General features: G+C 73.6%; 23 protein-coding genes. 14 read left to right on the top strand and 9 right to left on the bottom strand.

The genetic code is table 11. From position 1 onward, the window contains the following. Positions 1 to 4: 4 nt before the first annotated feature. Entirely contained in the window at positions 5 to 553 is a 549-nt protein-coding gene (locus tag ACFYM2_RS15540; RefSeq protein WP_358995626.1) for a GNAT family N-acetyltransferase, read from the bottom strand. Positions 554 to 641: 88 nt separating this feature from the next. On the opposite strand from ACFYM2_RS15540, the gene ACFYM2_RS15535 reads away from it, so the two are divergent. The 7 genes from ACFYM2_RS15535 (at position 642) to ACFYM2_RS15505 (ending at position 6,723) form a co-directional block, all read left to right on the top strand. Beyond that, on the top strand, positions 642 to 1,028 hold the full coding sequence (locus tag ACFYM2_RS15535) for a VOC family protein (protein ID WP_350229048.1): 387 nt from the start codon (positions 642 to 644) through the stop codon (positions 1,026 to 1,028). A gap of 169 nt (positions 1,029 to 1,197) precedes the next feature. Then, entirely contained in the window at positions 1,198 to 1,761 is a 564-nt protein-coding gene (locus ACFYM2_RS15530; RefSeq protein ID WP_388836514.1) for a DUF5134 domain-containing protein, read from the top strand. A gap of 87 nt (positions 1,762 to 1,848) precedes the next feature. After that, complete coding sequence (locus ACFYM2_RS15525; RefSeq protein WP_388456892.1) at positions 1,849 to 2,784, top strand: M56 family metallopeptidase; 936 nt, start codon at positions 1,849 to 1,851, stop codon at positions 2,782 to 2,784. Between the two features lie 198 nt (positions 2,785 to 2,982). Next, positions 2,983 to 3,654, top strand: a complete 672-nt coding sequence (locus ACFYM2_RS15520; RefSeq protein ID WP_388836511.1) for a phosphatase PAP2 family protein — start codon at positions 2,983 to 2,985, stop codon at positions 3,652 to 3,654. A gap of 85 nt (positions 3,655 to 3,739) precedes the next feature. Then, positions 3,740 to 4,444, top strand: a complete 705-nt coding sequence (locus ACFYM2_RS15515; RefSeq protein ID WP_388836508.1) for an HAD family hydrolase — start codon at positions 3,740 to 3,742, stop codon at positions 4,442 to 4,444. A gap of 178 nt (positions 4,445 to 4,622) precedes the next feature. Continuing rightward, positions 4,623 to 5,225, top strand: coding sequence for a helix-turn-helix domain-containing protein (locus tag ACFYM2_RS15510; protein ID WP_359004070.1), 603 nt, complete (start codon positions 4,623 to 4,625; stop codon positions 5,223 to 5,225). A gap of 151 nt (positions 5,226 to 5,376) precedes the next feature. Beyond that, positions 5,377 to 6,723: an FAD-dependent oxidoreductase gene (locus ACFYM2_RS15505; protein ID WP_388836505.1), complete on the top strand. Its 1,347-nt coding sequence runs from the start codon at positions 5,377 to 5,379 to the stop codon at positions 6,721 to 6,723. Between the two features lie 46 nt (positions 6,724 to 6,769). Here ACFYM2_RS15505 and ACFYM2_RS15500 read toward each other — a convergent pair whose 3' ends face one another. Next, entirely contained in the window at positions 6,770 to 7,132 is a 363-nt protein-coding gene (locus ACFYM2_RS15500; RefSeq protein WP_388456898.1) for an ArsR/SmtB family transcription factor, read from the bottom strand. 107 nt (positions 7,133 to 7,239) lie between these two features. Here ACFYM2_RS15500 and ACFYM2_RS15495 point away from each other — a divergent pair, with 107 nt between their 5' ends. Next, the gene (locus ACFYM2_RS15495; protein WP_388836502.1) at positions 7,240 to 8,358 is read left to right on the top strand and encodes an NADH:flavin oxidoreductase/NADH oxidase; all 1,119 of its coding nucleotides are present in this window, start codon (positions 7,240 to 7,242) and stop codon (positions 8,356 to 8,358) included. 16 nt (positions 8,359 to 8,374) lie between these two features. Here the strand turns inward: ACFYM2_RS15495 and ACFYM2_RS15490 are convergent, their stop codons facing one another. Both ACFYM2_RS15490 and ACFYM2_RS15485 read right to left on the bottom strand, forming a co-directional pair. Next, a complete protein-coding gene (locus ACFYM2_RS15490; protein WP_388836499.1) occupies positions 8,375 to 10,264 on the bottom strand; it encodes a neutral/alkaline non-lysosomal ceramidase N-terminal domain-containing protein in 1,890 nt (629 codons plus the stop codon). A 10-nt stretch (positions 10,265 to 10,274) separates the two neighbouring features. Further along, complete coding sequence (locus ACFYM2_RS15485) at positions 10,275 to 11,096, bottom strand: class II aldolase/adducin family protein (RefSeq protein ID WP_359004058.1); 822 nt, start codon at positions 11,094 to 11,096, stop codon at positions 10,275 to 10,277. Between the two features lie 222 nt (positions 11,097 to 11,318). Here ACFYM2_RS15485 and ACFYM2_RS15480 point away from each other — a divergent pair, with 222 nt between their 5' ends. The 5 genes from ACFYM2_RS15480 to ACFYM2_RS15460 all read left to right on the top strand — a co-directional run bounded on the left by ACFYM2_RS15480 (position 11,319) and on the right by ACFYM2_RS15460 (position 15,875). Continuing rightward, positions 11,319 to 11,939, top strand: a complete 621-nt coding sequence (locus ACFYM2_RS15480; RefSeq protein ID WP_359004055.1) for a TetR/AcrR family transcriptional regulator — start codon at positions 11,319 to 11,321, stop codon at positions 11,937 to 11,939. 89 nt (positions 11,940 to 12,028) lie between these two features. Further along, positions 12,029 to 13,117: an exo-alpha-sialidase gene (locus ACFYM2_RS15475; protein ID WP_359004052.1), complete on the top strand. Its 1,089-nt coding sequence runs from the start codon at positions 12,029 to 12,031 to the stop codon at positions 13,115 to 13,117. Between the two features lie 43 nt (positions 13,118 to 13,160). Continuing rightward, positions 13,161 to 13,838, top strand: a complete 678-nt coding sequence (locus tag ACFYM2_RS15470; RefSeq protein ID WP_350229059.1) for a uracil-DNA glycosylase — start codon at positions 13,161 to 13,163, stop codon at positions 13,836 to 13,838. Continuing rightward, on the top strand, positions 13,835 to 14,818 hold the full coding sequence (locus tag ACFYM2_RS15465; RefSeq protein ID WP_388836495.1) for an N-acetylglucosamine kinase: 984 nt from the start codon (positions 13,835 to 13,837) through the stop codon (positions 14,816 to 14,818). The genes ACFYM2_RS15470 and ACFYM2_RS15465 overlap by 4 nt, the downstream gene beginning before the upstream one ends. Positions 14,819 to 14,939: 121 nt before the next feature. Then, positions 14,940 to 15,875: a sirohydrochlorin chelatase gene (locus ACFYM2_RS15460; protein WP_388836492.1), complete on the top strand. Its 936-nt coding sequence runs from the start codon at positions 14,940 to 14,942 to the stop codon at positions 15,873 to 15,875. A 100-nt stretch (positions 15,876 to 15,975) separates the two neighbouring features. Here the strand turns inward: ACFYM2_RS15460 and ACFYM2_RS15455 are convergent, their stop codons facing one another. From ACFYM2_RS15455 to ACFYM2_RS15440, 4 genes are all read right to left on the bottom strand, one after another. Further along, positions 15,976 to 17,019, bottom strand: a complete 1,044-nt coding sequence (locus ACFYM2_RS15455) for a lactonase family protein (protein ID WP_388836489.1) — start codon at positions 17,017 to 17,019, stop codon at positions 15,976 to 15,978. Between the two features lie 124 nt (positions 17,020 to 17,143). Then, positions 17,144 to 18,664 (bottom strand): FUSC family protein, encoded by a 1,521-nt coding sequence (locus ACFYM2_RS15450; protein WP_388456911.1) that lies wholly within the window; start codon positions 18,662 to 18,664, stop codon positions 17,144 to 17,146. A gap of 235 nt (positions 18,665 to 18,899) precedes the next feature. After that, positions 18,900 to 21,677, bottom strand: a complete 2,778-nt coding sequence (locus ACFYM2_RS15445) for a molybdopterin-dependent oxidoreductase (protein WP_388836486.1) — start codon at positions 21,675 to 21,677, stop codon at positions 18,900 to 18,902. Continuing rightward, positions 21,674 to 22,501, bottom strand: coding sequence for an FAD binding domain-containing protein (locus ACFYM2_RS15440; RefSeq protein WP_388836483.1), 828 nt, complete (start codon positions 22,499 to 22,501; stop codon positions 21,674 to 21,676). Before ACFYM2_RS15440 ends, ACFYM2_RS15445 begins: the two co-directional genes overlap by 4 nt. Positions 22,502 to 22,823: 322 nt before the next feature. On the opposite strand from ACFYM2_RS15440, the gene ACFYM2_RS15435 reads away from it, so the two are divergent. Then, positions 22,824 to 23,093, top strand: a complete 270-nt coding sequence (locus ACFYM2_RS15435) for a PucR family transcriptional regulator ligand-binding domain-containing protein (RefSeq protein WP_388836480.1) — start codon at positions 22,824 to 22,826, stop codon at positions 23,091 to 23,093. 157 nt (positions 23,094 to 23,250) lie between these two features. On the opposite strand, the gene ACFYM2_RS15430 is transcribed toward ACFYM2_RS15435, so the two are convergent. Then, entirely contained in the window at positions 23,251 to 23,862 is a 612-nt protein-coding gene (locus tag ACFYM2_RS15430) for a TetR-like C-terminal domain-containing protein (protein ID WP_359004026.1), read from the bottom strand. Between the last annotated feature and the right edge of the window lie 145 nt (positions 23,863 to 24,007).

Raw genomic sequence — 24,007 nt, 5'->3', positions numbered from 1 at the left:
ACGCTCAGGCCAGCTCTTTGACCAGGAGCTCGAAGGCCAGGTCGTCGCGCTGCGGCAGACCGAAGCGCTCGTCGCCGTACGGGAAGGGCGTCAGCTGTCCCGTACGGCGGTAGCCGCGCCGCTCGTAGAAGGCGATGAGCTCTTCCCGTACCGAGATCACCGTCATGTGCATCTCGCTCACTCCCCACTCGGCCCGCACCACGCGCTCGGCCTCGGCGATGATCTGCTTGCCCAGGCCCGCGCCCTGGAGCGCGGGAGCGACCGCGAACATGCCGAAGTAGGCCGCTTCTCCCCGGTGTTCCAGCTGGCAGCAGGCGATCAGCTCGCCCTCGCGCCACACCGTCAAGAGCTTGCTCGCGGGCGCCGTGATGACCGCGCGCACGCCCTCGGGGTCGGTGCGCTGGCCCTGGAGGATGTCGGCCTCGGTGGTCCAGCCCGCGCGGCTCGCGTCGCCCCGGTAGGCGGACTCGACGAGCGGCACCAGCGCCTCGACATCGGCCTCCGTGGCGTCCCGGTAGCTCAGCTGCTCGGCGGCGGCGCGGGCGGTGTCCATCGTGCGGTCTCCCTGCTGGTCGGTTGCGGCTGGTTGGTTGCGCTGGAGGGGCGGGTCGAGCCTAACGCGGGCGCTAGGGTCGCTTGCCATGGTGCATGTACTGAGCAGCCGGACCCTTCTGCGCCCCACCGACCCCGAGCGTTCGCGCGTCTTCTACGGCGAACGGCTCGGACTTCCCGTCTACCGGGAGTTCGGTACGGGCCCCGAGCGCGGCACGGTGTACTTCCTCGGCGGCGGGTTCCTTGAGGTGTCGGGACACGGTGACGGGCCGCCGGCGCCCGGACTCCAGCTGTGGCTCCAGGTCGCGGACGTGGCGCGGGCCCACGAGGAGCTGGTGGAGCGCGGGGTCACGGTCGTACGGCCGCCGGTGCGCGAGCCGTGGGGGCTGATCGAGATGTGGATCGAGGACCCGGACGGCGTCCGCATCGTGGTGGTGGAGATCCCGGCCGACCACCCCTTGCGCTTCCGCCCCTGACGTCACGGCGGCCTTCGCCGCCCGTGGAACCGTGGCCGGCCGAGCGGCGGCTCCGGCCCCCGGTGATCCCTCGCGCGCTCCCCTTGTGTGTCCCTGCGCCCGCGTATGCGGCCCCCTGGACGGGCATCGACTTGGCGGCAGGCGTCACACCGAGCGGGGGAGGTACGCCGTGCACGGTCCGGTGGTGCCCGGCTTGCTGCTCGTCGCGCTGTGCGCGGCGGCGGGTTCGTACTGTCTGCTGCGGCTGCGCAGTGGCTCCGCGCGGGCCCGGGGGGCCGCGGGCGGCGAGGCGGTGATGGGATTCGGGATGGCCGCGATGGCCGTCCCTGCCGCGTTCACGCCGCCTGGTCCGTGGATGCCGGTGGCGTGCGCGGTGGTCTTCGGCTGCGCGGCGCTGCGCGGCCTGTGGCTGGTCCGGGGCGGCGCCCACCATCTGCACCACGTGGTGGGGTCGCTCGCGATGGTCTACATGGCCCTGGTGATGGCCCCGGGAGGCGGTCACCAGGGGCACACGGGGCACGTGGCGGGCGGGGTGCCGCTCCTGACCGGTGTCCTCCTGCTCTACTTCGCGGGTTACGTCCTGTCGGCGGGGGCGCGGCTGCTGCCTTCGGCGGGCGGCGGGACCGGGGAGGCCGTCGCGCCGCCCGTGTGCTGGGGCGCCCGGCCCGAACTGGCCCTGGCGTGCCGCCTGTCGATGGGGATCGCCATGCTCGCGATGCTGGTCACCATCTGATCCGGCGCCACACGGACCGCCGTGGCGTACGTCACTTGCGGCGCGCGGACATACCTATGACGGGGGCCTCGCTCATAGGCTGAGACCATGACCGTCTCCCTCGCGTTGCTGGTGCTCGGCCTGGTGTCCGCCGTCGCCGCGCCGCGGCTCCTCGCCCGTGCCGACTGGGTCGAGCGCGAGCCGGTGGTGGCGCTGTGGGTGTGGCAGTGCGTGGTGGCGGCGGTTCTGCTCTGCTTCGGCCTCGCCATGGTCTTCAGTGCGGCGTCCGCGTGGGGGACGGTGCGGGGCCAGGTGTTCGCGCCCGCGCCCCGGGCGGTCGTCGAGGCGTACGCGCTGGGCCCCTACGGCCCGTGGTCGGCGGCGCTCGCGGTGGTGCTCTTCCTCGGCGGTGCCTGGACCGGCGCGATGCTCACGCGAGAGGTGCGGGACAGCTGGGCGCGCCGCCGCAGGCGCCGCGACGAACTGCGCCTGCGCTCACCGCTGTTGCCGGGTGAGGAGCCTTCGAGTGAGCGCCTTGTGGTCCTTGAGGCGGGCCGCCCCGACGCCTGGTGGCTGCCGGGCCAGGCGCCCCAACTGGTCATCACCACCGGGGCACTTCAGCGCCTGAAAGGCCATCAGCTCGACGCGGTCCTCGCCCACGAGATCGGTCACGCGCGGGCCCGCCACGACTGGCTGCTGCACTGTTCGAGCGCGCTGGCGCGGGGTTTTCCGCAGGTGCCGGTGTTCGCCGCGTTCCGCGACGAGATGCACCGCCTGGTGGAGCTGGCCGCCGACGACGTGGCCTCGCGCCGCTTCGGCCGCCTGACCATCGCGCTCGCCCTGGTCGAACTCAACGAGCACCGCGGGGTGTTCGGCCCGTGCCCGGCCCCGGACGGAGAGCTCCCCCAGCGGGTGCACCGGCTGCTCTCCGCCGCGCCCCGGCTGCCGGCGAGCCGGCGGCTGCGGCTGACGGCGTACGCGGCGCTCGTCCCGGCCGTGCCGCTGGTGGTGGCCCTCGTACCGGGCCTTCACGCCCTGGGCTAGGGGGTGTCTGGTGGATCAGGGTCGGTCAGGGCGCGGCGTCTGGTGCGGTGCATCGCAAGGCGCCGGAGCGTCTCGATAGCGGAGCTATCGGGGCGATTCGGCAACGCCGCGAGGTGCCGTGCCAGACGCCGCGCCCCCGGCCATGGTCCACCAGACACCCCCTAGCCCGGACCGAGCGGATCGGGTTGGATCCCTCGCATGCTGCTCGCTCCCGCCCCGGCCCCCGCCCGCCCCGACGTGCCGCTGCGCGCCGGTCTCCTCTGCGTCGCGCTCGCCGCGCTGCTGCTGGTCCTGGTGGCGGCCCAGTGGGGCCCGCTGATGTCCCTGGACCGGGCGATCGCCGAGGCGCTGCACCGCCGGGCCGTCGCCGATCCCGGCCTCACCCACGTGAACCGGGTGCTGAGCGACTGGGTGTGGGACCCCTGGACGATGCGCGCGCTGCTCGCGGTGGCGGCGGCGGTCCTGCTGTGGCGCGGTGAGCGGCTGTTGGCGGTGTGGGTCGCGGTGACGAGCGCCGCGGGAACGGCCGTGCAACAGGGCCTGAAGGCGGCCGTCGGCCGCGAGCGGCCGCACTGGCCGGACCCGGTGGCCTCGGCCTCGTACGCCGCTTTCCCCTCCGGCCACGCCCTGAGCGTGACGGTGGCGTTCGGTCTGGTCGTGTGGCTGCTCACGCCGGGCGGGGCCCGCCCGGCCGTGCGCCGGGCCGTCCTCGCGGTCGGGGTCCTGAGCGCGCTGGGCGTCGGGTTCACGCGGCTCTACCTGGGCGTGCACTGGTGCTCGGACGTGGCGGGCGGCTGGCTGACGGGCGCGGCGATCGTCCTGCTGAGCACGACGGCCCACCGCCACCTCACAGCGCACCGGCCCCGGTGAGCGAAGACCCCGCCCGCGCCCCCTCCCCCACCGAGCGCGCCACCGCCCCTTGAAGCGGCCCAGCGGCCACGCGAGGATCTGCCGCATGACGATCAAGGGCGTTCTCTTCGACTTCTCCGGCACTCTCTTCCGCGCCGAGCCGGTCACCTCATGGCTCGGCGCCGCACTCGACAGTTGCGGCATCTCGTTGCCGGACAGTGAACTCGCCCGGTACGCGCGGGAGTTGGAGCGAGCGGGAGCCCTGCCCGGTGGAGCCCATCCGGCGCGGATACCCCCGCACCTCGCGCAGGTGTGGGACGTACGCGACCGCAGCGGCGCATCGCACCGCCGGGCCTACACCGGTCTCGCGCGAGAGGTGGAGCTGCCCGATCCGCGTCTGTACGACGTGCTCTACGACCGCCACATGGACCCGTCCGCCTGGCACCCGTACGCAGACGCGAGGCCGGTGCTCGCCGCGCTGCGCGAGCGCGGCCTGGCGGTCGGCGTGGTGAGCAACATCGGCTGGGACCCGCGGCCGGTCTTCCGCGCGCATGGCCTGGACGACTTCGTGGACGCCTACACGCTGTCCTTCGAGCACGGGGCGCAGAAGCCCGAGGCGCGGTTGTTCCAGGTGGCCTGCGACGCGCTCGGCAAGGAGCCGGGCGATGTCTTGATGGTGGGCGACAACCGGCGGGCGGACGGCGGCGCGGCCGCGCTCGGCTGCGCGGTGCACTTCGTGGACCACCTGCCCGTCGACCAGCGCCCCGACAGCCTGCGCGCGGTGCTAGAGCTGATCGGGCGGGGCCGCTGAGGGGCGGGAGTGGCGGCGGGGCGGGAATCGGACAGAAAAAGGGGCCGCCCGTCCGAGGTGATCCCCCGCGTCACCCCGAACGAGCAGCCCTCGCGCAGGTCAGGCCCCTGAGAGTGGGGACATCCCCGCGACAGCCTGAGTATATTGGCTCTCAGCCAGTCAACGCAGGAGTTACAGCATGTCCCCGCGCAGCGCATCGGTCAATGAAGAATTGCGCAGGCGTTCTCGCGAGCGGCTGCTGCAAGCCACGGTCGAACTGGTGGCGGAACGGGGCTTCGAAGCGACGACCCTCGGCGACATCGCGGACCGTGCGGGCTCGGCCCGCGGTCTGATCTCGTACTACTTCCCCGGCAAGCGCCAACTGCTCCAGTCCGCCGTGCACCGCCTCATGCATCTGACCCTCGAAGCCGGCCTGGAGCGCGAGCCGAGCACCACCGACGGCCGCGAGCGCCTGGCCCGCGCCATCGACGCGATCCTCGGGCTCACCGACACCTGGCCGGTTCTGATGCGGGCCCACATGGCGGGGATCCTCCAGGCCGAGGGCTTCGTGCGCTGCCCCGAACAGCAGCGCCTCGCCGCCCTGCTGCGCGACACCGTCGAGCGGTACGGCTCGCGGGACGTGGACACCGATTACCCGATGCTGCGCGCCAACCTCATGGGCGCCGTTTTCGCCGCGCTGCTGCCCGGCGCCCCGATGGACGCGGCGACCCTGCGCGCCGAGCTGTTCCAGCGCTACGGCCTGGACTGGGAGCAGGGCGTGCCGCCGGGCCCCGCCCCCTGATCGGCGGCGGACCTCTGTCCGCCGCGCGCCGGCGGTGCCATCCTGGAGGCGTCAGCGCCTACGGCGCGCCGATCGGTTGCGGCGCTCGCGGCCGTCGCGGCGGTTTCAGCGCCGACAGCCTTACATCGGCTTCTGCGAGGAGCGTCCGCCCATGTTGCGCATCGCCGTCGTGGGGTCCGGGCCGAGCGGGATCTACGCCGCCCAGAGCCTGGTGGAGCAGAGCGCCGTGGACGACGTCCGGGTGGACGTCCTGGACCGGCTGCCCTGCCCGTACGGACTTGTGCGGTACGGGGTCGCCCCGGACCACGAGAAGATCAAATCCCTCCAGAACAACCTCCGTACGGTCCTGGAGAACGGCCGGATCCGTTTTCTGGGGCATGTCGAGGTGGGCCCGGGCGGCGTCTCGCCGGAGGCGCTGACCCGGCTCTACCACGCGGTGGTGTACTGCGTCGGCGCCACATCGGACCGGCGTCTGGGCATCCCCGGCGAGGATCTGCCGGGCAGCTTCTCCGCCACCGAGTTCGTGTCCTGGTACAGCGCCCACCCCGACTGCGATCCCGGCGCGTTCGTCCTCGGCGCCCGTTCGGCGGTGGTGATCGGGGCGGGAAACGTGGCGGTGGATGTCGCCCGCATGCTGACGCGCGGCGCGGATGAGCTGCGCCCGACCGACGTGCCGCAGTCCGCGCTCGGCGCGCTCGCGGCCAGCCGGGTGCGCGAGGTGCACATGGCGGCGCGGCGCGGGCCCTCGCAGGCCAGGTTCACCACCAAGGAGCTGCGGGAGCTGGGCGCGCTGCCGGGCGCCGATGTGACGGTGGACGAGAGCGAACTGGCCCGGGACCCGGTGTTCGCCGACCTCTCGGCGCTGCCCGCGCCGGTACGGCGCAACGTGGAGGTGCTGCGGGGCTGGGCCGGGCGCCCCCTGCGGCCCGGTGCGCGCCGGCTGGCGCTGCGGTTCTATCTGCGCCCGGTGGAGCTCCTGGAACGCGAGGGCCGGGTGGGCGCGGTGCGCTGCGAGCGGACGGCGCCGGACGGCGCGGGCGGGGTGCTCGGCACCGGGACGTACGAGGAGATCGAGGCCCAGCTCGTGCTGCGGGCGGTCGGCTATCGCGGGGTGCCACCGCCCGGTCTGCCCTTCGATCCGGTGACCGCCACGGTGCCGCACGCGGCGGGGCGGGTGCTGCGCGCGGGCGCGGCCGCTCCGGGCGAGTACGTCGCGGGCTGGATCAAGCGGGGCCCCACGGGTGTGATCGGCACCAACCGTCCCTGCGCGAAGGAGACGGTCGCCTCACTGCTCCAGGACGCCCCGCTGCTCTGCGCGCGCCCGGTGGCGCCCGAACCCCTTGACGCCCTGCGGGAGTTGGGCCTGCGCCCGGTGACCTGGCAGGGCTGGCTCTCGATCGAGCGCGCCGAGGCCGAACTCGGGCGCTCGCTGGGCCGCCGCTCGGTGAAGATCCCCGACTGGGACGGACTCCTGTCGGCGGCGCTGGGCCCGGCCTGAAGCGTGCGCCCGGGTCTTCTTCAGGCGTCTTCGCCAGGCTTCTTCGTCAGGCGTCGTCCACGAACCGGACGGCCTGGCGGTCCGCCGCGCCGAGGACGCTGTCGAGCAGGCCGGGGAAGAGCGCGTCCAGATCCTCGCGGCGCAGCCCGTTCATCTTGGCCGTGCCCCGGTAGACCTGCCGGATCACGCCGCTCTCACGCAGCACCCGGAAGTGGTGGGTGCTCGTCGACTTCGTGACCGGGAGCGGGAAGCACGAGCACGAGAGCTCGTCGTCCTGGGCGGCGAGCGCCCGTACCACCCGCATCCGCATCGGATCGGAGAGCGCGTGCAGCACGCTCTCCAGGCGGATCTCCTCGCGCGCCGGATGGGCGAGTTCACGGGTGTTCGTCGTGGTGGTCACGGACGCCATTGTACGAGGACCATCGTAGTTTGACATCTCCCGTACTACGATGAGTATCGTACGAACAGTTCCCGGCGCCGCACCGGCGCCCCGGCCCGTGTCGACTGGAGTCTGCCGTGTCTGCTGCGAGTGCCCTGTTCGAGCCCTACACCCTGCGCTCCCTGACCATCCCGAACCGGGCCTGGATGGCGCCGATGTGCCAGTACTCGGCCGAGGCCTCCGGGCCGGAGGCGGGCGTGGCGGGCGACTGGCACTTCGCCCACTACGCGGCGCGCGCGGCCGGCGGCACGGGCCTGATCCTGGTGGAGGCCACCGCCGTCAGCCCCGAGGGCCGCATCTCCCCCGCCGACCTCGGCATCTGGAACGACTCCCAGGTCGCGGCGCTGCGCCGGATCGCCGCGTTCCTCGACAGCCAGGGCACCGTCCCCGGCATCCAGCTCGCGCACGCCGGACGCAAGGCATCCACCGACCGCCCTTGGCTCGGCGGGGCGCCGCTGAAGCCCGACAACGCCGATGGCACCGACAGCCCCGACAGCAAGGGGGGCTGGCAGCCCGTCGGTCCGAGCCCCGTGGCCTGGAGCGAACGGCACACCGTCCCCACCGAGCTGACGGCGGATCAGATCAGGGGCGTAGCAGCCCAGTTCGCCGACGCCGCCGCCCGGGCGCTGGACGCCGGCTTCAAGGTCGTCGAGATCCACGGCGCCCACGGCTACCTCATCGGCCAGTTCCTCTCGCCGCACTCCAACCGGCGCACCGACGAGTACGGCGGCTCGTTCGAGAACCGCACGCGCCTCGCCCTCGAAGTGACCGACGCCGTCCGTGCGGTGTGGCCCGAGGAGCTGCCGCTGTTCTTCCGTGTCTCGGCCACCGACTGGCTGGAGGAGGGCGGCTGGACGACCGAGGAGACGGTGCGCCTCGCCGCGCTGCTCAAGGAGCACGGGGTGGATCTCCTGGACGTGTCGAGCGGCGGCAACGCCTCGGGCGTCCGCATCCCGACCGGGCCCGGCTACCAGGTGCCCTTCGCCGCCCGGATACGCGAGGAGAGCCCGCTGGCGGTCGCGGCCGTCGGTCTGATCACCGAGCCGGCGCAGGCCGAGAAGATCCTCGCGAACGGCGAGGCGGACGCGGTGCTGCTCGGCCGCGAACTGCTGCGCGACCCGTCGTGGGCGCGGCGCGCCGCCCGTGAACTCGGCGGCGCGGTGCGGGTGCCCGAGCAGTACGGCTACGCCATCTGACGGCCGGCCGCCGGTCTCAGCCGACCTCGAAGGGCTCGCTCACCCCGGTGAACGGGCCCTTCACCGCGTGGTCGCCGTGGTACGCGAGACGGTAGGTGCCCGGCGCCGTGCCCGGGGGGATGTTCCAGGTGAGCGTGGCGATCGAGGTCGCGCCGCCGGAGCGGGCCCAGCGCAGCACCGTGGACCAGTCGCCGTCGTCGGCGACGCGGACCCAGGACCCGCCGTCCGCCCATCGCTCGACGCTGAGGTAACTTCCGTTCCTGCGCAGGTCGTTGGAGGGATGGGCGGCGACGAAGGACGCGGTGGCGCGGCGGCCGATCAGGGAGAAGTCCAGGACGTCGCCGAAGCGCCGGCCCGGGTGCGGGGCGTCGGGGGCGCCTCGACGGTGATGCCTCCGCCCGACGGGCACGGCCGGCTCCGGTGTGCCGGGGTCCACCGGAGCGCCGTCGCGCATCGCGGTCGCCAGGTACGCGGCGCTCTGGCAGAGCGCGGGCAGCTCCCACCGCCCGAACAGCGTGCTGGCGCCCTCGTACTCCTGGGCGTCGTACTCCTCCGGCGTGGTCACATAGTGCAGGTAGCCGTTGCTGTACCCGGCGACCAGGGCGTCGCACAACTCGGCGCCGACGATCGCCGCGACCGTGCGCCGCAGCCGCAGCCCCGCGACGACGGTGACTTCGGCGGGTACGCCGATCAGGAACAGCGGCCCGATGCGCAGGAGCTGGATCCGGGCGTGCTCCTGGACCAGCGGAAGGATCCGGTTGACCGCCCCCGCCGGCAGGACGAGCGCCTTGGGGTACTGGGCAGCACGGAGACCGGGCGCGAAGGGGTGGACGAGCCCTCGCGAGAGCGCGCCCCACAGCGGGGCCGCCCCCGGTCCGAAGCCCCGGAAACCGGGACCGTCGACGGGGGCTCCGGCGAAGGCGGCGGCGCCCGCCACCGGCGGTGAGGTGCGGTGCGCGCGGCCGTCGCCGGTGAACTCCGGTCGTACGAGGACCGCGGACAGGTGGATGTCGGTGGTGCGGAAGTCGAGTCCGCCCCCGATCCGGGTGCCCGCGGTGAGCGCGGCGGCCGCCTCGTACTGACGGGTCCCGATGATCCGGGTGTTCTCGAACTGGTCACCGGTCGGCCCGCGTCCCGGCGCGAGCCCCAGGTTCGGCGACATGTCACCCGCGTTGGTCTGAGCGAAGGCGGTCACCAACGCCGGGGCGCCGGGCGCGAGATGGTCGACTCCCGCGACCGTACGCTCCCAGTGCAGCGCCGCGTAGCCCTTGTTGTCGGCGCTGACCAGCCGGTTGCGGTTGGTCATGCTGGTGTTGTGGGTGGCGAACCAGTTGAGCGCCGCGACGAGCCGGCCGTCGCGTTCGATGGCCAGGACGGTGGTGGCGGGGTCGATGGCGTCCGGGAAGTACGCGCGGTCCTCAGCCGGGTTGCGCGTGAAGGCGCGGCGCGAGCGGTTGACGCTGGCGTTCCTCAACGCGCCGTGCGCCAGGCGCAGTCGGGCGGGCGCGAGATCGGCGACGGCCGCGTGGGCGGCCTCGGTGATGCCGTCGGTGATCGCGCGGAACGTCTGCTCGCGGAAGCCGCCGGTGGTGCCGTTGTAGAGGGCGTGGTGGAAGTAGCCGCCCGGGCCGCAGTGGGTGTGGGTGGCGCTCAGCATGACGTTGGCCGCGCCGTAACCCTCGGGAAGCCGCTCGAGCACCGCGCGCAGGACCGCGTCGGAGATCAGCGGCAGCTCGCACACCACCAGGAGCAGCCGGACGGCGCCCTCCTCGAAGGCGAAGGCGCGGGCTCGCTGGCGGGTGTGCAGGCCGGCGCTGCGCTGATCCGCCTTGCCGTACCCGAGCATGCCGCACTCGGCGACCTCCCCGGTGATGTCGGCGATGCCCCGCCCGGCCCGAAGTCCCATACGGTGCAGGCTAGTTGACGTGGTCGGGGTCGGAGTACGCGATCTGCTCGTAGAGCGGCTGGGCCTGGAACCAGCCCGCGAAGTGGCCGCCGAGCTGACCCCGGGTGTGCAGGGCGGTCTCGCGGTCGATGAGGCGGGGGGTGCCGGCGGCCATGGCGAGGAGCTGGGCCTGGCAGGAGCGCTCCATGGTGATGAACCACCACACCGCCTCGGCGACCGAGTGGCCGACGGTGAGCAAGCCGTGGTTCTGGAGGATCACCGCCTTGTACGCCCCGAGCGCCGCCGCGATCCGCTCGCCCTCCTCCGCGTCGCTGACGACACCCCGGTAGTCGCTGTAGAGGCCGTGGTCCTCGAAGAAGGCGCAGGCGTCCTGGGTGAGGGGGTCGAGCGGGATCCCGAGGGAGGAGAACGCCTTGCCGTGCAGGGAGTGCGAGTGGGCGGCGGCGACGGCGTCGGGACGGGCCCGGTGAACGGCGCCATGGATGACGAAGGCGGCGCGGTTGACCGGGCGTGCGCCGTGCAGGAGGTTGCCCTCGTGGTCGACGAGGATCAGGTCGGACGCCGTGATCCGGCTGAAGCTCATGCCGAACGGGTTCACCCAGAACTGGTCGGCGTGCTCGGGGTCGCGGACGGTGATGTGCCCCGCGACCCCCTCGGAGAACCCGAAGCGGCCGAACAGCCGGAATCCGGCGGCCAGTTGCTCCTTGCGGTAGCGGCGCTCGTCCGCGACGTCGTCGGAGACCGGCGGCAGCGGAACGCTCACCCCTTCGGGCAGCGGTCCCGCCGCGTCGGCGATCTCCTCGGCGGCCGGAGCCGTGGCGGATTCGGTCATGAGCGTTCCTCCTGGGGGGAGTTGGCGTCCGCGCCCGCCGTGACGCGGTCCGGTCCTGGCCCGGCGGTCGTGGCCCGGCGGGCGGGCCACGGGGCGCGAGGCATGGGCATGGGGCGCGAGGCATGGGGTGCGGGGCATGGTCATCGGATACATTCGTGTATCCGATACGCGCTTGGATGCTTTCCGAGCGCGCCCGCGCTGTCAAGGGTTCCGGAGTCGCACGTGCCCAAGGGAATGACCAAGCGGCGGCCGCAGACGCTGGCCCGGCTGCTGGACGCCGCACTGGAGGTGTTCGCCGAGTCGGGCTTCGGCGCCGCCAGGATCGAGGACGTCTGCCGGCGCGCGGGCTACACCCGCGGCGCCTTCTACTCCAACTTCTCCTCCAAGGAGGAGCTGTTCTTCGCCCTCTTCGACGCGCACGCGGCGCGCGAACTGGAGCGGATCGGCACGCTCGCCGCCGAGACCGACGACCGCGACCTGTCGGCGGGAAGGATCGCCGCCCTGCTCGCGCACGTGGGACCCGACGAGCGCACCTGGTACCTCGTGACCAGCGAGTTCACCCTGTACGCCATCCGCAATCCGAAGGCGGCGGCCCGGCTCGCCGACCACGACGCGCGGCTGCGCGAGGAGGCGGCGGCCCTGCTGGGCGCTCTGCTGGCGCGGGCCGGGCTGCGGCCGCGCGGGGACCTGACCGAACTCGTACGGGTGGTGGTCGCGCTGCGTGAGGGAGCGCTCGGGCAGAGTTATGTGGAGCCGGAGGTTCTGGCACCCGGAGCCCTGGCGGAACGATTCCTGCCGTTTCTCGTCGCGGCGGTGACCGAACCTCTGAACCAGCCCGGCTGAGCTGGGACTTTCCTCCTTTTGAGGCCGTTGTCAGTGGCCGGGTGCACACTGGCCACTATCCGGAACAACGGCGTTTTGGAGGGACCGGCATGACCGAAGTACTGCTCACCGTGGGTACACGCAAGGGGCTCTTTCTGGGCCGCAGACGCGCCGGCGCCTGGACGTTCGACGGCCCGCACTTCACCGCGCAGGCGGTGTACTCGCTCGCCATCGACAGCCGGCGCACCCCCACGCCCCGGATCCTGGCCGGCGGGGACAGCGCGCACTGGGGGCCGTCGGTGTTCCACTCCGACGACCTGGGGCGCGGCTGGACGGAGCCGAAGCAGCCCGCCGTGAAGTTCCCCGAGTTCACCGGGGCCTCCCTCGAGCGGGTCTGGCAGCTGCGCCCTGCGGGCCCCGAGGCGCCGGGCGTCGTCTACGCGGGCACCGAGCCCGCCGCGCTGTTCCGCTCCGAGGACGGCGGCGAGAGCTTCGAACTCGTCCGGCCGCTGTGGGAGCATCCGACCCGCTCCCGGTGGGTGCCGGGCGGTGGCGGCGAGGGACTGCACACCATCGTCACTGACCCGAGGGACAGCGGGGCGCTGACCGTCGCCGTGTCCACCGCGGGCGTCTTTCGCACCCGGGACGGCGGGGCGAGCTGGGCCCCCGCCAACAAGGGCGTCTCGGCGGTCTTCCTGCCCGACCCCGACCCGGAGTTCGGGCAGTGCGTCCACAAGGTCGCCCAGGACGCGGCGGACCCCGACCGCCTCTATCTGCAAAACCACTGGGGCGTCTACCGCAGCGACAACGGCGGGGACCAGTGGACGGACATCGGCGCAGGCCTGCCCTCCACGTTCGGTTTCGCGGCCGCCGCGCACCCGCGCCGCGCGGACACGGCCTACGTCTTCCCGATCACGGCCGACTCCGACCGGGTCCCGGCGGACAACAAGTGCCGGGTCTTCCGCACGCAGGACGCCGGCAAGAACTGGGAGGCGCTGACGGCGGGCCTGCCGCAGGAGGCCCACTACGGCACGGTCCTGCGCGACGCGCTCTGCACGGACGACGCCGACCCCGCCGGGGTGTACTTCGGCAACCGCAACGGCGAGGTGTACGCGAGCGCCGACGACGGCGACAGCTGGCAGTTGCTCGCCTCGCATCTGCCGGACGTCCTGTGCGTGCGGGCGGCGGTGCTGGGTTGACCGGCGCGCGGGGGAAGGCGGCTGCGCCAGTAGAGTGACGACCGTGGCAGCACGACCGTTGAAAGAGATCGTCGAGCCCGGCTGGGCGGACGCACTGGAACCCGTCGCGGAGAGGGTCGCCGCGATGGGCGGATTCCTCCGCGAGGAGATCGCGGCGGGGCGCACCTACCTGCCGTCGGGGCCGAACGTCCTGCGGGCGTTTCAGCAACCGTTCGACGAGGTGCGGGTCCTGATCGTGGGTCAGGACCCCTATCCGACGCCGGGTCACGCCGTCGGCCTGTCGTTCTCGGTGGCGCCCGATGTGCGGCCCCTGCCCGGCAGCCTGGAGAACATCTTCCGCGAGCTGCACTCCGACCTGGGCGCGCCGCGTCCCTCCAACGGTGATCTGACGCCCTGGACCAAGCAGGGGGTGCTGCTGCTCAACCGGGCGCTGACGACGGCGCCCCGCAAGCCGGCCGCGCACCGGGGCAAGGGCTGGGAGGACGTCACCGAACAGGCCATCAAGGCATTGGTGGCGCGCGGAGCCCCGCTGGTCTCGGTGCTGTGGGGCAGGGACGCCCGCAATCTGCGGCCCCTGCTCGGCGACCTGCCCGCGATCGAGTCCGCGCACCCCTCCCCCATGTCGGCGGACCGGGGCTTCTTCGGCTCGCGTCCCTTCAGCCGTACCAACGACCTTCTGGAGCGGCAGGGCGCCCGGCCCATCGACTGGCGTCTGCCGTGAGCGACGGCGCGCCGCCCTGGGTGCTCGGGGTCGACTCCGGCGGGTCGGGGGTGCGGTTCGCGCTGCGCCGGGCCGCACCGGGGTGCCCGGCCGAGGTGGTGACCTCCAAGGAGCCGGTCCGTACCGGTCCCGCCGGGATCGACGCCGCTCACCTCCTGGAGCAACTGCTCGCGGCCGTCGGGGAGTTGAGGGCGCGCACCGGCGCGGACCGGATCGCGGCGGTGGCGGTCGGCGCGGCCGGCATGGTCACGCTCGGGGACGAGTTGCGGGCCGAGCTGCCGGGGGCCCTGTCCCGTTCGCTCGGCGTGGAGCGGATCGCCCTCGCGGCGGACGCCGTCACCGCGTACGCGGGCGCGCTCGGCGAGCGGGCCGGGGCGGTGGTCGCCGCCGGGACCGGGATGATCGCGCTCGGCACGGACCTCAAGGCCTGGCGGCGGGCCGACGGCTGGGGGCATCTGCTGGGCGACTGCGGGGGCGGCGCGTGGATCGGGCGGGCCGGTCTTGAGGCGGCGCTGCGTCACCACGACGGCCGCCCGGGCGGTTCGGCGGCGCTGCTCGCCCGCCTGGAGGCGGCGTTCGGCGCGCCCGGCGAGCTGCCGGGGCTGCTGTATCCGCGCGGCGACCGGCCCGCCGTGCTCGCCTCGTTCGCGCCCGAGGTCGCCGGTTGCGCCGGGAGCGATCCGGTGGCCGCCGCGATCCTGGGCGACGCGGCCCGGCACATCGCGGGGGCGGCCGCCGCGGTCTGCCCGCAAGGCTCCGGCGCCGGGGCCCAAGTGGCGCTCACCGGCGGCCTGTTCAAGCTGGGCGATCCTCTTGTGCAGCCCGTGCGCGCGGAGTTGGCGCGGTTGCTTCCCGGGGTGCGTGTGGTGGACCCGGCCGGCGATCCGCTCGAAGGCTCTCTGCTCGTGGCGACGGGCCTCGCCGGGGGCGACGTGCGACTTCCGCACGACCCCCGCATGTTGTGGATGGCGACCGGGTGAGTGCCGAGACGGATCAGGACAGTTGATCTTTATGCCACTCTCCGGGTAAATCGGGACAGATACCGCTCAGCTGTCCCCTCCCCGAACAGCCGCCCACGCAAAACCAGTAGCATGCGACGCCATGAGCACCCCCACTGGGCCATCCGGCCTGCCCGTACGAATGCCGCGACCCCGTCAGTCCGGCCGGCACCGCCGCCCGGAACCGGTGGTTGCTCCGGAGGGCGCGCCCGCGCTCGTTCTCGCCGTTCCCGGCGCTCCGGGCCCGGCCGTGCGAGGCCTTGCCGACGAGGTCATCAGCATCGCCCGCTCCGAGCTGCCCGGTCTGCACGCCCGCATCGGCTACCTGGACAGCACCGATGCCGGCTCCGCCGAGTACCCCACGCTCGAGGCGGTCCTCGTCCGTATCGCCGCCGAGCGCGCCGCGCGCGTCGAGCAGGCGCGCGCGGCGGGCCGCGAGACGGCCGAGGCCGCCGGGGCCGGGGGGCCCGACGCCGTGGTCGTGCCGCTGCTCGCGGGTCCCGACAGCGCCCTGATCCGCCGCGTCCGGCAGGCCGTCATGGACAGCCGTGCCGCCGCCGAGCTGACCGATGTGCTCGGCCCGCACCCGCTGCTCGCCGAGGCCCTGCACGTGCGTCTCTCCGAGGCCGGACTGGCCCGCGCCGACCGCGCCCGCCTCTTCACGGTCGCGACCGCCGCCGACGGGATCATCCTGGCGACGGTGGGCGGCGAGGAGGCCGTGCAGGCCGCCGGGATCACCGGCATGCTGCTGGCCGCGCGCCTGGCCGTGCCGGTCATGGCCGCCGCACTCGACCAGGAAGGCGCGATCGCGGCCGTGGCCGCCGAGCTGCGCGGTTCGGGTTCGACCCAGCTCGCGGTCGCCCCGTACCTGATCGGCCCCGAGGTCGCCGACGGTCTGCTGGACGCCGCCGCCAAGGAGGCCGAGTGCTCGGCCGCCGAAGCGCTCGGCGCCTACCCGGCCATCGGCAAGCTGGTCCTGTCGCAGTACGCGGCCGCCCTGGGCATCACCCCGCAGACGCAGGGCTCCCCGGTCCACTGACCGTACGTACGACCCACGAGGCGGGCGCGCACCGGACGAACGGTGCGGGCCCGCCTTCGTGCGCCGCACCGTAGGACCGGCCGGGCCCTCGGGTCACCCCTCAGCCGAAGACCACGCACGAGGCGGCCGGGGCCTCGATGGAGCCCGCCCTGGCGGGGATGCCGGTGGCGGGGTCGATGTCGAACCAGGTCACGTCGCCGGAGCGCTCGTTGGAGGCGTACAGGCGCCGTCCCGAGGGGTCCAGGGTGAGATCGCGGGGCCAGTGGCCGCCGCAGCTCACCGTGGTCACCAGCCGGGGCTTCTCGCCGGTCTCGTCGAGGGCGAGGACCGCGAGGGAGTCGTGGCCCCGGGTCGCGGCCCACAGGAACCGTCCGTCGTGGGCCACGACGGTCTCGGAGGGGAAGATCTCCCCGCCCGCGCCGTCCTCGACGACGCGGGCCTCGCCGAGCGGCTGGAGGACTCCGCCGCGCGCGTCCCAGCGGCAGACGGTCAGCGTGGGCGCCAGCTCGTTGACGACGTACGCGTGCCGGCCGTCGGGGTGGAAGGCGAGGTGGCGGGGGCCGCTGCCGGGCCGCAGCGCCGCCTCGGAGTGCGGGCGCGGGGCGCCGGAGCCCGGGGCGGGTTCGCAGACGCGTACGGAGTCGGTGCCGAGGTCGACGCTGAGGATCCAGCGGCCGCTCGGGTCGCCGATCACCTGGTGGGCGTGCGGTGCGCGCTGGCGCTCGGGGTCCGGGCCAGAGCCGTGGTGCGTGAGGACGGACGCGACGGGGCCCAGGGTGCCGTCCGGGCGGACCGGCAGGGCGCTGACGCTGCCGGATTCGTAGTTGGCGGTGAACAGGTGCCCGGCGGCCAGGTCGAGGTGGGTGGGGCCCGCGCCGTCCACCGGGACCGGGTCGGCCAGGAGACGGGGCACGGACCCCGTGATGTCGAAGGCGGCGGCCGTTCCCTGGGAGTTCTCCCCCACGGCGTACAGGATCGCCCCGTCCCGCGAGGGGACGAGGAACGACGGATTGGCCAGGGCGTCCGAGGACCCGAGCGGGGTGAGCGCGCCGGTCTCCTCGTCCACGCCGGCCACGGTCACGCCGTGCCCGCCCGCGGAGGTGAACGAACCGATGAACGCCCGTACGGCCCTGTCCCTGCCCACCACTGCCCCTCTCGCCGAAGCGGCCCGGCGCGCGGGACCGGCCCGCGCACCGCTGTGCTGCGGCGACCGTAGCAGGGGTGTGGATCACATGGGCCCGGTGGACGGGGCCGGGCCGGGGATTGCCTCAGGCGTCGGCAAGCGGTGACCTGGGCGCGGCCTGGAGCGGGCTGCCGAGGGCCACGAGGGCGCGCTCCAGGGCGTGCAGGTGGGCTAGCGCGGGGTGTTCGGCGGCCGCCGGCGCGTCCGCGTGGTCCGGTGTCGCGGGGCGCGGGTGCGCGCCGGGCGCGGAGGGGGCCGAGACGAGGACGGCCACGGCCGCCTCCACCCGCTCGCACGCGGCGGTCAGACGCTGGTCGTGGGACGCCTCGGCGTCGGCGGCCGTCGCGGCGAGACTGCGGGCCTCGCGGGCGCAGTCGTCGAGGTGGCCGAGCACCTGGCGGGCGCGAGCCTTGCGGGCGCGGACCGGGTTGAGCGGATGGACCAGCGGCGCGAGCGAGAGCCGGACCCTGGCCAGGGTGTGTTCGAGTTCGGCGATGTGCGGCAGCGGGTCGGCGTCCTGGCCCGCGAGGCGGGCGGCGGCCTCGGCGGCGGAGGCCCGGACGCTGTGCAGCGCGTGCCGCACCCAGGCGTCCGTCGTGGCGTGCGTGGTGATCGGCAGGACGAACAGGACGGCGAGCACGGATCCCGCCATGCCCACGCCCGTCTCGAAGAAGCGCAGCGCGAGCAGGTCGGTGTTCAGGACGCCGAGGAGCCCGTAGAGCAGGCTGGCCATGACGGTGACGGCGAGCATCATCCAGGTGTAGGAGACGGCGGCCGCGTAGAAGATCCCGAAGACGCAGAGCGCGATCAGCAGCGCGGTCGGTACGGGCGCGCCATGCAGCGGCACGGCCACCGCGAGGCCGATGCCCACGCCGATGACGGTGCCGAGGACCCGGCGGAAGCCGCGCACCAGGGTCTCGCCGCGCGATGTCGTGTTCACGAAGATCCACCACGTCGCGCCGACGGCCCAGTACCAGCGGTCCGGTGACAGCGCCTGGCCGGCCGCGAGGGCGAAGCCGGCGCCCACCACGGCCTGCACGGCCTGGCGCGTGGTGGCCCGGTACAGGCCGCGGCCCGGGTCGGGCGCCGTCACGGCGGGCAGCCCCGGCCGGTGGCGCTCGTAGCACCAGAGGCCGAACCGCACGGTCGCGGCGACGGCGAGGGACAGCAGGACCGCTTCGTACAGCTGGGGCAGCTGGCTTACCACCATGTGCAGGAACTGCGCGACGAAGAAGGCCATGAACGCGAAGACGCCGAGCGCGTGGCCGCGCGGGCCCCAGCGGCGGGCGTAGACGCCGGCGCCGACGATCGCGAGGAACGCCAGGTCACGGGCGACTGGGTAGCCGTGCAGGCAGGCCGCGAGGGCGAACACCGGCAGACCGGCCACGGGCAGCAGGGCGGTGGTCACGGCCTGGCCGCGCACCGTGGGATCGGTCACCGTGAAGAGCGCGAGCAGGGCCGAGAGCCCGCCGGTGATGGCCGCCACCAGCGAGTGACCGGCCAGGCCGCACGCCACGACGGCGAGACCGATGCCCAGGACGGCTCGCGTCGCCGCGCGCAGCCGCAGCTTCCCCGGGTCGGGGGCCACGAACACCCTCTTCACCACTGACCCACTGCTCCTTACCCATTACCCATTGGACATGAGAAAGGCGCTGCGGAGACCACAGCGCCATCGACCTCCCCATGACACCACTTCGGGGCCCAATGGCTCAACTCGATGCCGCGCGTTTGTGCCAATGGACCATCGTTTCGGGCTTTTCCTGACCCAGGCAGGCCCATCGGCCCAGCCCTGCGGCAGCGAGCGGAGGGCGGGCCTGCGAGGTAGTGGCGGGGTGGCCGGGTCAGGCGCGGCCCGCCGCCCGGGCCATCGCGAGCCACAGCCGGTCCCGGGTCACCGGCAGCTCGGTCAAGCGCAGTCCCGTGGCGTCACGCAGCGCGTTGGCGAGCGCGGGGGCCACCGGATTGAAGGGGCTCTCGCTCATCGACTTGGCCCCGAGCGGCCCGATCGCGTCGGTCGTCTCCATGAAGTGGACCTCGGTGCGCGGCACATCGGCGTACTGCGGCAGCCGGTAGCGACGCAAGGACGCCGTGGTCACCGCGCCGCGCTCGTCGGTGCGTACGGTCTCGAACAGCGCGGCGCCGAGCGCCTGCGCCACCCCGCCCTCGACCTGGCCGCGGCACTGGAGCGGGTTCATCACTTTGCCCGCGTCGGCGGCGTGCACACTGCGCAGGATCCTCGTCTCGCCGGTGTTCGGGTCGACGGCGACCTTGAACCACTGGGCGTTGAAGGCCACCGAGCGCGGGCTGCCGCCCCAGTGCCCCTCCGCCGACACCTCACCGAGCTCGCCCCTGCGCAGCGCCGCCTCGTGGAGCCCCTTCAGGGTGAGCGTCCGCCCGGCGCAGTCGACCGCGTCGGCGCCCAGCACGCACAGGTGGCGGGGCGCCTCGGTGTACCGGGCCGCGAAGGTCGTCAGGCGTCCGGCGAGCGCCTGAGCCGCGAGCAGGACCGCCTTGCCCGCCACGACCGTGCCCGTCGAGCCGAAGGCGCCCGTGTCGTGGCGCACGACGTCGGTGTCGGACTGGCGGACGGTGACGCGGTCCAGGGTCGTGGCCAGGGCGCCGGCGGTGATCTGCTGGTGGACGGTGGTGGTGCCGTTGCCGAACTCGGCCGTGCCGACCGCGACGTCGTACGTGCCGTCCGCGAGCAGGGTGACGGTGGCGTCCGCGTAATGGCCGCCGGTCGGGCCGGTGGCGGTCATCGCCACGGCCGCGCCCTGGCCGGCCAGCCACCCCGGTGGCACGCCCTCGTCGGGGCGCTCCCGCGCGATGGCGCGCCGGACGGTGGCGAGGCACTGGGCGAGTCCGTAGGAGGCGATGTGCAGGTCCTCGTCCTCGCCGACCGGGCCGGTCGGGTGATCGCCGGGGCCGATGACGTTCTTCTCGCGGAAGTCGAGCGGGTCCATGCCGAGCCGCCGGGCCAGCTCGTCCATGGCAGATTCGAGGGCGAAGGTCACCTGCCCCAGGCCATAGCCGCGGAAGGCGCCGGCGGGGACGACGTTGGTGTAGACGGAGAAGGCGTCGACCTTCTTGTGCGGGGCGCGGTAGACGGCGAAGGACTCGCCGACGCTGTGGAACATGACGGCGGGGCCGTGGTTGCCGTAGGCACCGGTGTTGGCGACCACCCGCATCTGGATCGCCGTCAGCGTGCCGTCGGCGCGGGCGCCGGCCTTGATGGTGACGGTGAACGGGTGGCGGGTGGTGGCGCCGTGGAACTGCTCGGCGCGGGTGTATTCGAGCTTGACCGGGCGGCGCAGGCGCAGCGCGGCCAGGACGACGACGTCCTCGGTGAGCATCTCCTGCTTGCCGCCGAAGCCGCCGCCGACCCGGCCCGCGACGACCCGCACCTCGTCCTCGGGCAGACCGTAGAGCGCGCACAGCGCGCGACGGGTCAGGAACGGGGTCTGGGTGCTGGAGCGTACGGTCAGACGCTCCCCGGTGCCGCCCTCCTTGGGCTCGAAGTAGGCCACGCAGCCGTGGGTCTCCAGACTGGCGTGCTGGACGCGCTGGGTGCGGTAGGTCGCCTCGTGGACGACCGCCGCATCGGCGAACCCCTCCCGTACGCAGCCGGTCTCGCCGTGCGCCTCGCCGGCCACGTTGTTCTCGACGCGGGCGATCCGCTCCGCCGCTCCCTTGCCCGCGTGGATGACCGGCGCCCCGGGCCGCATGGCCTCCTCGGGGTCGGTGACGTGATCGAGCAACGCGTACGTCACCTCGATCCTGCGGCAGCCCTCCTCGGCGGCCCGCTCGTTGTCGGCGACGACGGCAGCCACGCGCTGACCGACGTGGCGGACGGTGTCGTCGAGGACGCGGGTGTCGTCGGGGTCCTGGGTGGGGTGTTCGTGGCGGGCGCTGGAGTACAGCGTGCCGGGGGCGTCCTCGTGGGTGAGGACGGCGTGGACACCTGGGACGCGCAGGGCGGCGGAGGTGTCGATGGCGAGGATGCGGGCGTGCGGGTGCGGGGAGCGCAGCAGCTTCATGTGCAGCAGGCCTGGGATCTCCACGTCGAAGGTGTACCGGGCGGTGCCGGTGACGATCCGGGGGCCGGCCGGGGCGCCGGGGCTCTTGCCCACCGCTTCTCCGGCGCGGGGGCGTTCGGTGTGTGTGACGCCGCGTACGGCGTCCTCGATGGCGCGGTATCCGGTGCAGCGGCAGAGGTTGCCCTTGAAGGCGCGCGGCAGATCCTCCAGCTTGCCGTCGTCGCGCGCGGTGCCCTTCTCCTGTTCGATGGCGGCGGTGGTCATCAGGAATCCGGCGGTGCAGAAGCCGCACTGGAACCCCTGCGCGTCGAGGAACTTGCGCTGCACGGGGTGGAGTTCACCGTCCGGTCCTGCCAGTCCCTCCACCGTGGTGACCGACCGGCCCTCGGCCCGGAACGCCGGATACAGACAACTGTGCACCGCCTCCCCGTCCACGAGCACCGTGCACGCGCCGCAGTCCCCGGCGTCGCAGCCCTTCTTCACCCCGAACCAGCCGCGTTCGCGCAGATAGGTGCGCAGGCACTGGCCGGCGCGCGGCTCGATGTCGCAGGGCCGGCCGTTGATCCGCAGGTGAAAGCTCATCGTGCGCCGTCTCCTCCGGTGAGTTCCTGGCGGACCTGCTCGGCGAGGTGGAAGGCCATGTGCCGGCGCCACTGGGGCAGGCCGTGGATGTCGTCGTACCAGTCGCCGTCGGCGATGGCCGAGGCGATCGCCTCGTGCAGCCGGGCCGGGTCGGGCGGCCGGGCGAACCAGAGCCGGAACGGGCGCCGGGTCGCCGCCGTGATGGTCACCGTCAGCGAACCGTCCTGCGGGTCGAGTGTCCCGATGACCAGCGCGCCGGAGCGCCCGAGTCCGTACAGCGACGCCTGGCGAAAGGCGGTCCGGCACCGCAGCGAGCGGGCGGGCAGAGTCACCGAGCGCAGCAGTTCGCCCTCGGCGAGCACCTTGCGTCCCGCGCCGGTGACGAAGTCGGCGACCTGGACGAGCCGGGTCGAGCCGTCCTGGGCGCGGAGCAGACAGGTGCCGTCGAGGGCCGCCGTGAGGGAGATCATCGGGCCGGCCGGCAGGGCGTTGCAGAGGTTGCCGCCCACCGTCGCCATGTTCCAGATCTTGAACGACGCGAGGAAGGCGCGGCAGCACTGCTCCACGAGCGGGGCCGTCGGCGCCCTCAAGATGCGGCCGAATCGCGACAGTTGGGCGATCGTGCAGGTGGCCGCGATCTCCAGCGCCCCGTCGGCCGCCGGCCGGACCGGCTCCCAGCCCATCCGGCTCAGATCCACCAGCCGGCGCAGTCGCGGCTGCGGCTCGGAGAACAGGTACGTACCGCCACCGAGCCAGGCGTCGCCCGGACGCCAGGGCTCTTGAGCGCGGGCGTCCCGCACGTCGAGAACCGTGTTCAGATCCATGTCTCCACCGTCTTCGGCCTGCGCTCACTCCGCCAGTGAAGCGGTGCCGGGGGCCGCAAACGACTGGTGCGGGGCACGGAGATCCGCCCGGGTCGCCCGGCCCTTCCTGGTGGATCAGCCAAGGGGCATTCCGCCCCTGACAGCTTGCATTTACAGTGGTGAAACGCGTATCCACCTCGTGAATGCGAGACATCGGGGCGTCGCTCCGGTGGCCGTACAAGGAGTCGCACGTGCGCGTGGGGGGACCTTCTCCAGCTGGAAGGGCTCGATCTGAGCCTGGTCCGGGGTGGCGAGAATCTGCTCCGCCGGGAGATCAGCGGGGGTGACCGCCACCGATCCGGAGGACCCCAGCCGTTTTCTGCGGTCGGGCGAGATCGTGCTCAGCGGCCCGGTGTGGTGGAACGCGACGGACGGGCCGGCCAGGGCCCGGCGGTTCGCCTCCGCCCTCGCACGGTCCGGCGCCAATGCGCTGCTCGCCGGGATGGAGAGCCCCGGCGCCGTTCCCGCCGGCCTCGTCGACTCGTGCCGTGACCACGGCACAGCCCTCCTCGCCGTGCCGGCATGGACGCCGGTCGGCTCACCCGCGCGGTGACGGTGACGGTGACGCCGACCTCGATGCCCCCGTTCCTCCACCGGCTCCCGTGTGACCAGGGAGACGATGCGGTGCGGCCCCGACGGCCTGGGCCGCCGGGCCCCTCGGGGCATGCTGTACGCCGACCCGCACCGCACTCCAGCCGCCGCCCCGGCCGTCAAGCCCCCAGCGCCGCCACGACTTTCGCGGTGAGCCGGTCCAAGTAGCCCTGGTCGACGGCGCCTTGGACGACGGCCATCCGCCAGTAGACCGGGCTCCCCAGGAAGTCCAGGTTCATGTCGATGTCGCTGTCCTCGGGAAGTTCCCCGCGCTCGACCGCCCGGCGCAGCAGACGCGCGGCCTGTTCGCGGCGCGGGTCGCGCACGGTCGAACGCAGGGTGTCGCGCAGCTCGTCGTTGCGGGCGCTCTCGGCCATCAGGTCCAGGATGATCCGGATGGCCTGCGGATGGCCGAGCGCGGTGATCCAGCCCCCCAGGAACTCCCGTACGTCGCCGCGCAGCGAGCCGGTGTCGGGCAGGTGTCCCTCCGTGGCCGCCTGCGACACCAGCGCGGCGGTCATCGCCTGCTTCGAGGGCCATCGGCGGTAGAGCGCCGCCTTTCCCGCGCCGGCCCGCCGCGCGACCGCCTCCATCGACAGCCTGCCGTATCCGGTCTCGGCAAGTTCCTCGAAGAAGGCGGTGGTCAGGGCATTGGTGACGGCGTCCTGCAACACGGGACCGCCGGGGGCTCGCCGCTCGGGCGCGGACTTTCTTTCGGCCGATTCGCTCATGGACCCGAGTTTAACCGAGACGGAACGGTTGCGTCTCGGCTCGGTCCGCCCTAGGCTCTATCGAGACGGAACGGATCCGTCTCGGCTAGCAGCTCCGGCCACCCGTGCTCACGCGCGCTTCCACGCCCCCACCGAATGGACGGCC

Origin of the sequence: Streptomyces sp. NPDC006711, assembly GCF_042869775.1 — a bacterium.
Taxonomy (GTDB): Bacteria; Actinomycetota; Actinomycetes; order Streptomycetales; family Streptomycetaceae; genus Streptomyces.
Note: the sequence above shows the minus strand (reverse complement) of the source record. Positions and strands in the feature narration are given on the sequence as shown.

What these genes read in the sequence shown, in the direction of transcription:
- ACFYM2_RS15540 (WP_358995626.1), bottom strand. Translation starts at nt 553, where the DNA reads ATGGACACCGCCCGCGCCGCCGCCGAGCAGCTGAGCTACCGGGACGCC.
- ACFYM2_RS15535 (WP_350229048.1), top strand. Translation starts at nt 642, where the DNA reads ATGGTGCATGTACTGAGCAGCCGGACCCTTCTGCGCCCCACCGACCCC.
- ACFYM2_RS15525 (WP_388456892.1), top strand. Translation starts at nt 1,849, where the DNA reads ATGACCGTCTCCCTCGCGTTGCTGGTGCTCGGCCTGGTGTCCGCCGTC.
- ACFYM2_RS15520 (WP_388836511.1), top strand. Translation starts at nt 2,983, where the DNA reads ATGCTGCTCGCTCCCGCCCCGGCCCCCGCCCGCCCCGACGTGCCGCTG.
- ACFYM2_RS15515 (WP_388836508.1), top strand. Translation starts at nt 3,740, where the DNA reads ATGACGATCAAGGGCGTTCTCTTCGACTTCTCCGGCACTCTCTTCCGC.
- ACFYM2_RS15510 (WP_359004070.1), top strand. Translation starts at nt 4,623, where the DNA reads ATGTCCCCGCGCAGCGCATCGGTCAATGAAGAATTGCGCAGGCGTTCT.
- ACFYM2_RS15505 (WP_388836505.1), top strand. Translation starts at nt 5,377, where the DNA reads ATGTTGCGCATCGCCGTCGTGGGGTCCGGGCCGAGCGGGATCTACGCC.
- ACFYM2_RS15500 (WP_388456898.1), bottom strand. Translation starts at nt 7,132, where the DNA reads ATGGCGTCCGTGACCACCACGACGAACACCCGTGAACTCGCCCATCCG.
- ACFYM2_RS15490 (WP_388836499.1), bottom strand. Translation starts at nt 10,264, where the DNA reads ATGGGACTTCGGGCCGGGCGGGGCATCGCCGACATCACCGGGGAGGTC.
- ACFYM2_RS15485 (WP_359004058.1), bottom strand. Translation starts at nt 11,096, where the DNA reads ATGACCGAATCCGCCACGGCTCCGGCCGCCGAGGAGATCGCCGACGCG.
- ACFYM2_RS15475 (WP_359004052.1), top strand. Translation starts at nt 12,029, where the DNA reads ATGACCGAAGTACTGCTCACCGTGGGTACACGCAAGGGGCTCTTTCTG.
- ACFYM2_RS15460 (WP_388836492.1), top strand. Translation starts at nt 14,940, where the DNA reads ATGAGCACCCCCACTGGGCCATCCGGCCTGCCCGTACGAATGCCGCGA.
- ACFYM2_RS15445 (WP_388836486.1), bottom strand. Translation starts at nt 21,677, where the DNA reads ATGAGCTTTCACCTGCGGATCAACGGCCGGCCCTGCGACATCGAGCCG.
- ACFYM2_RS15440 (WP_388836483.1), bottom strand. Translation starts at nt 22,501, where the DNA reads ATGGATCTGAACACGGTTCTCGACGTGCGGGACGCCCGCGCTCAAGAG.
- ACFYM2_RS15430 (WP_359004026.1), bottom strand. Translation starts at nt 23,862, where the DNA reads ATGAGCGAATCGGCCGAAAGAAAGTCCGCGCCCGAGCGGCGAGCCCCC.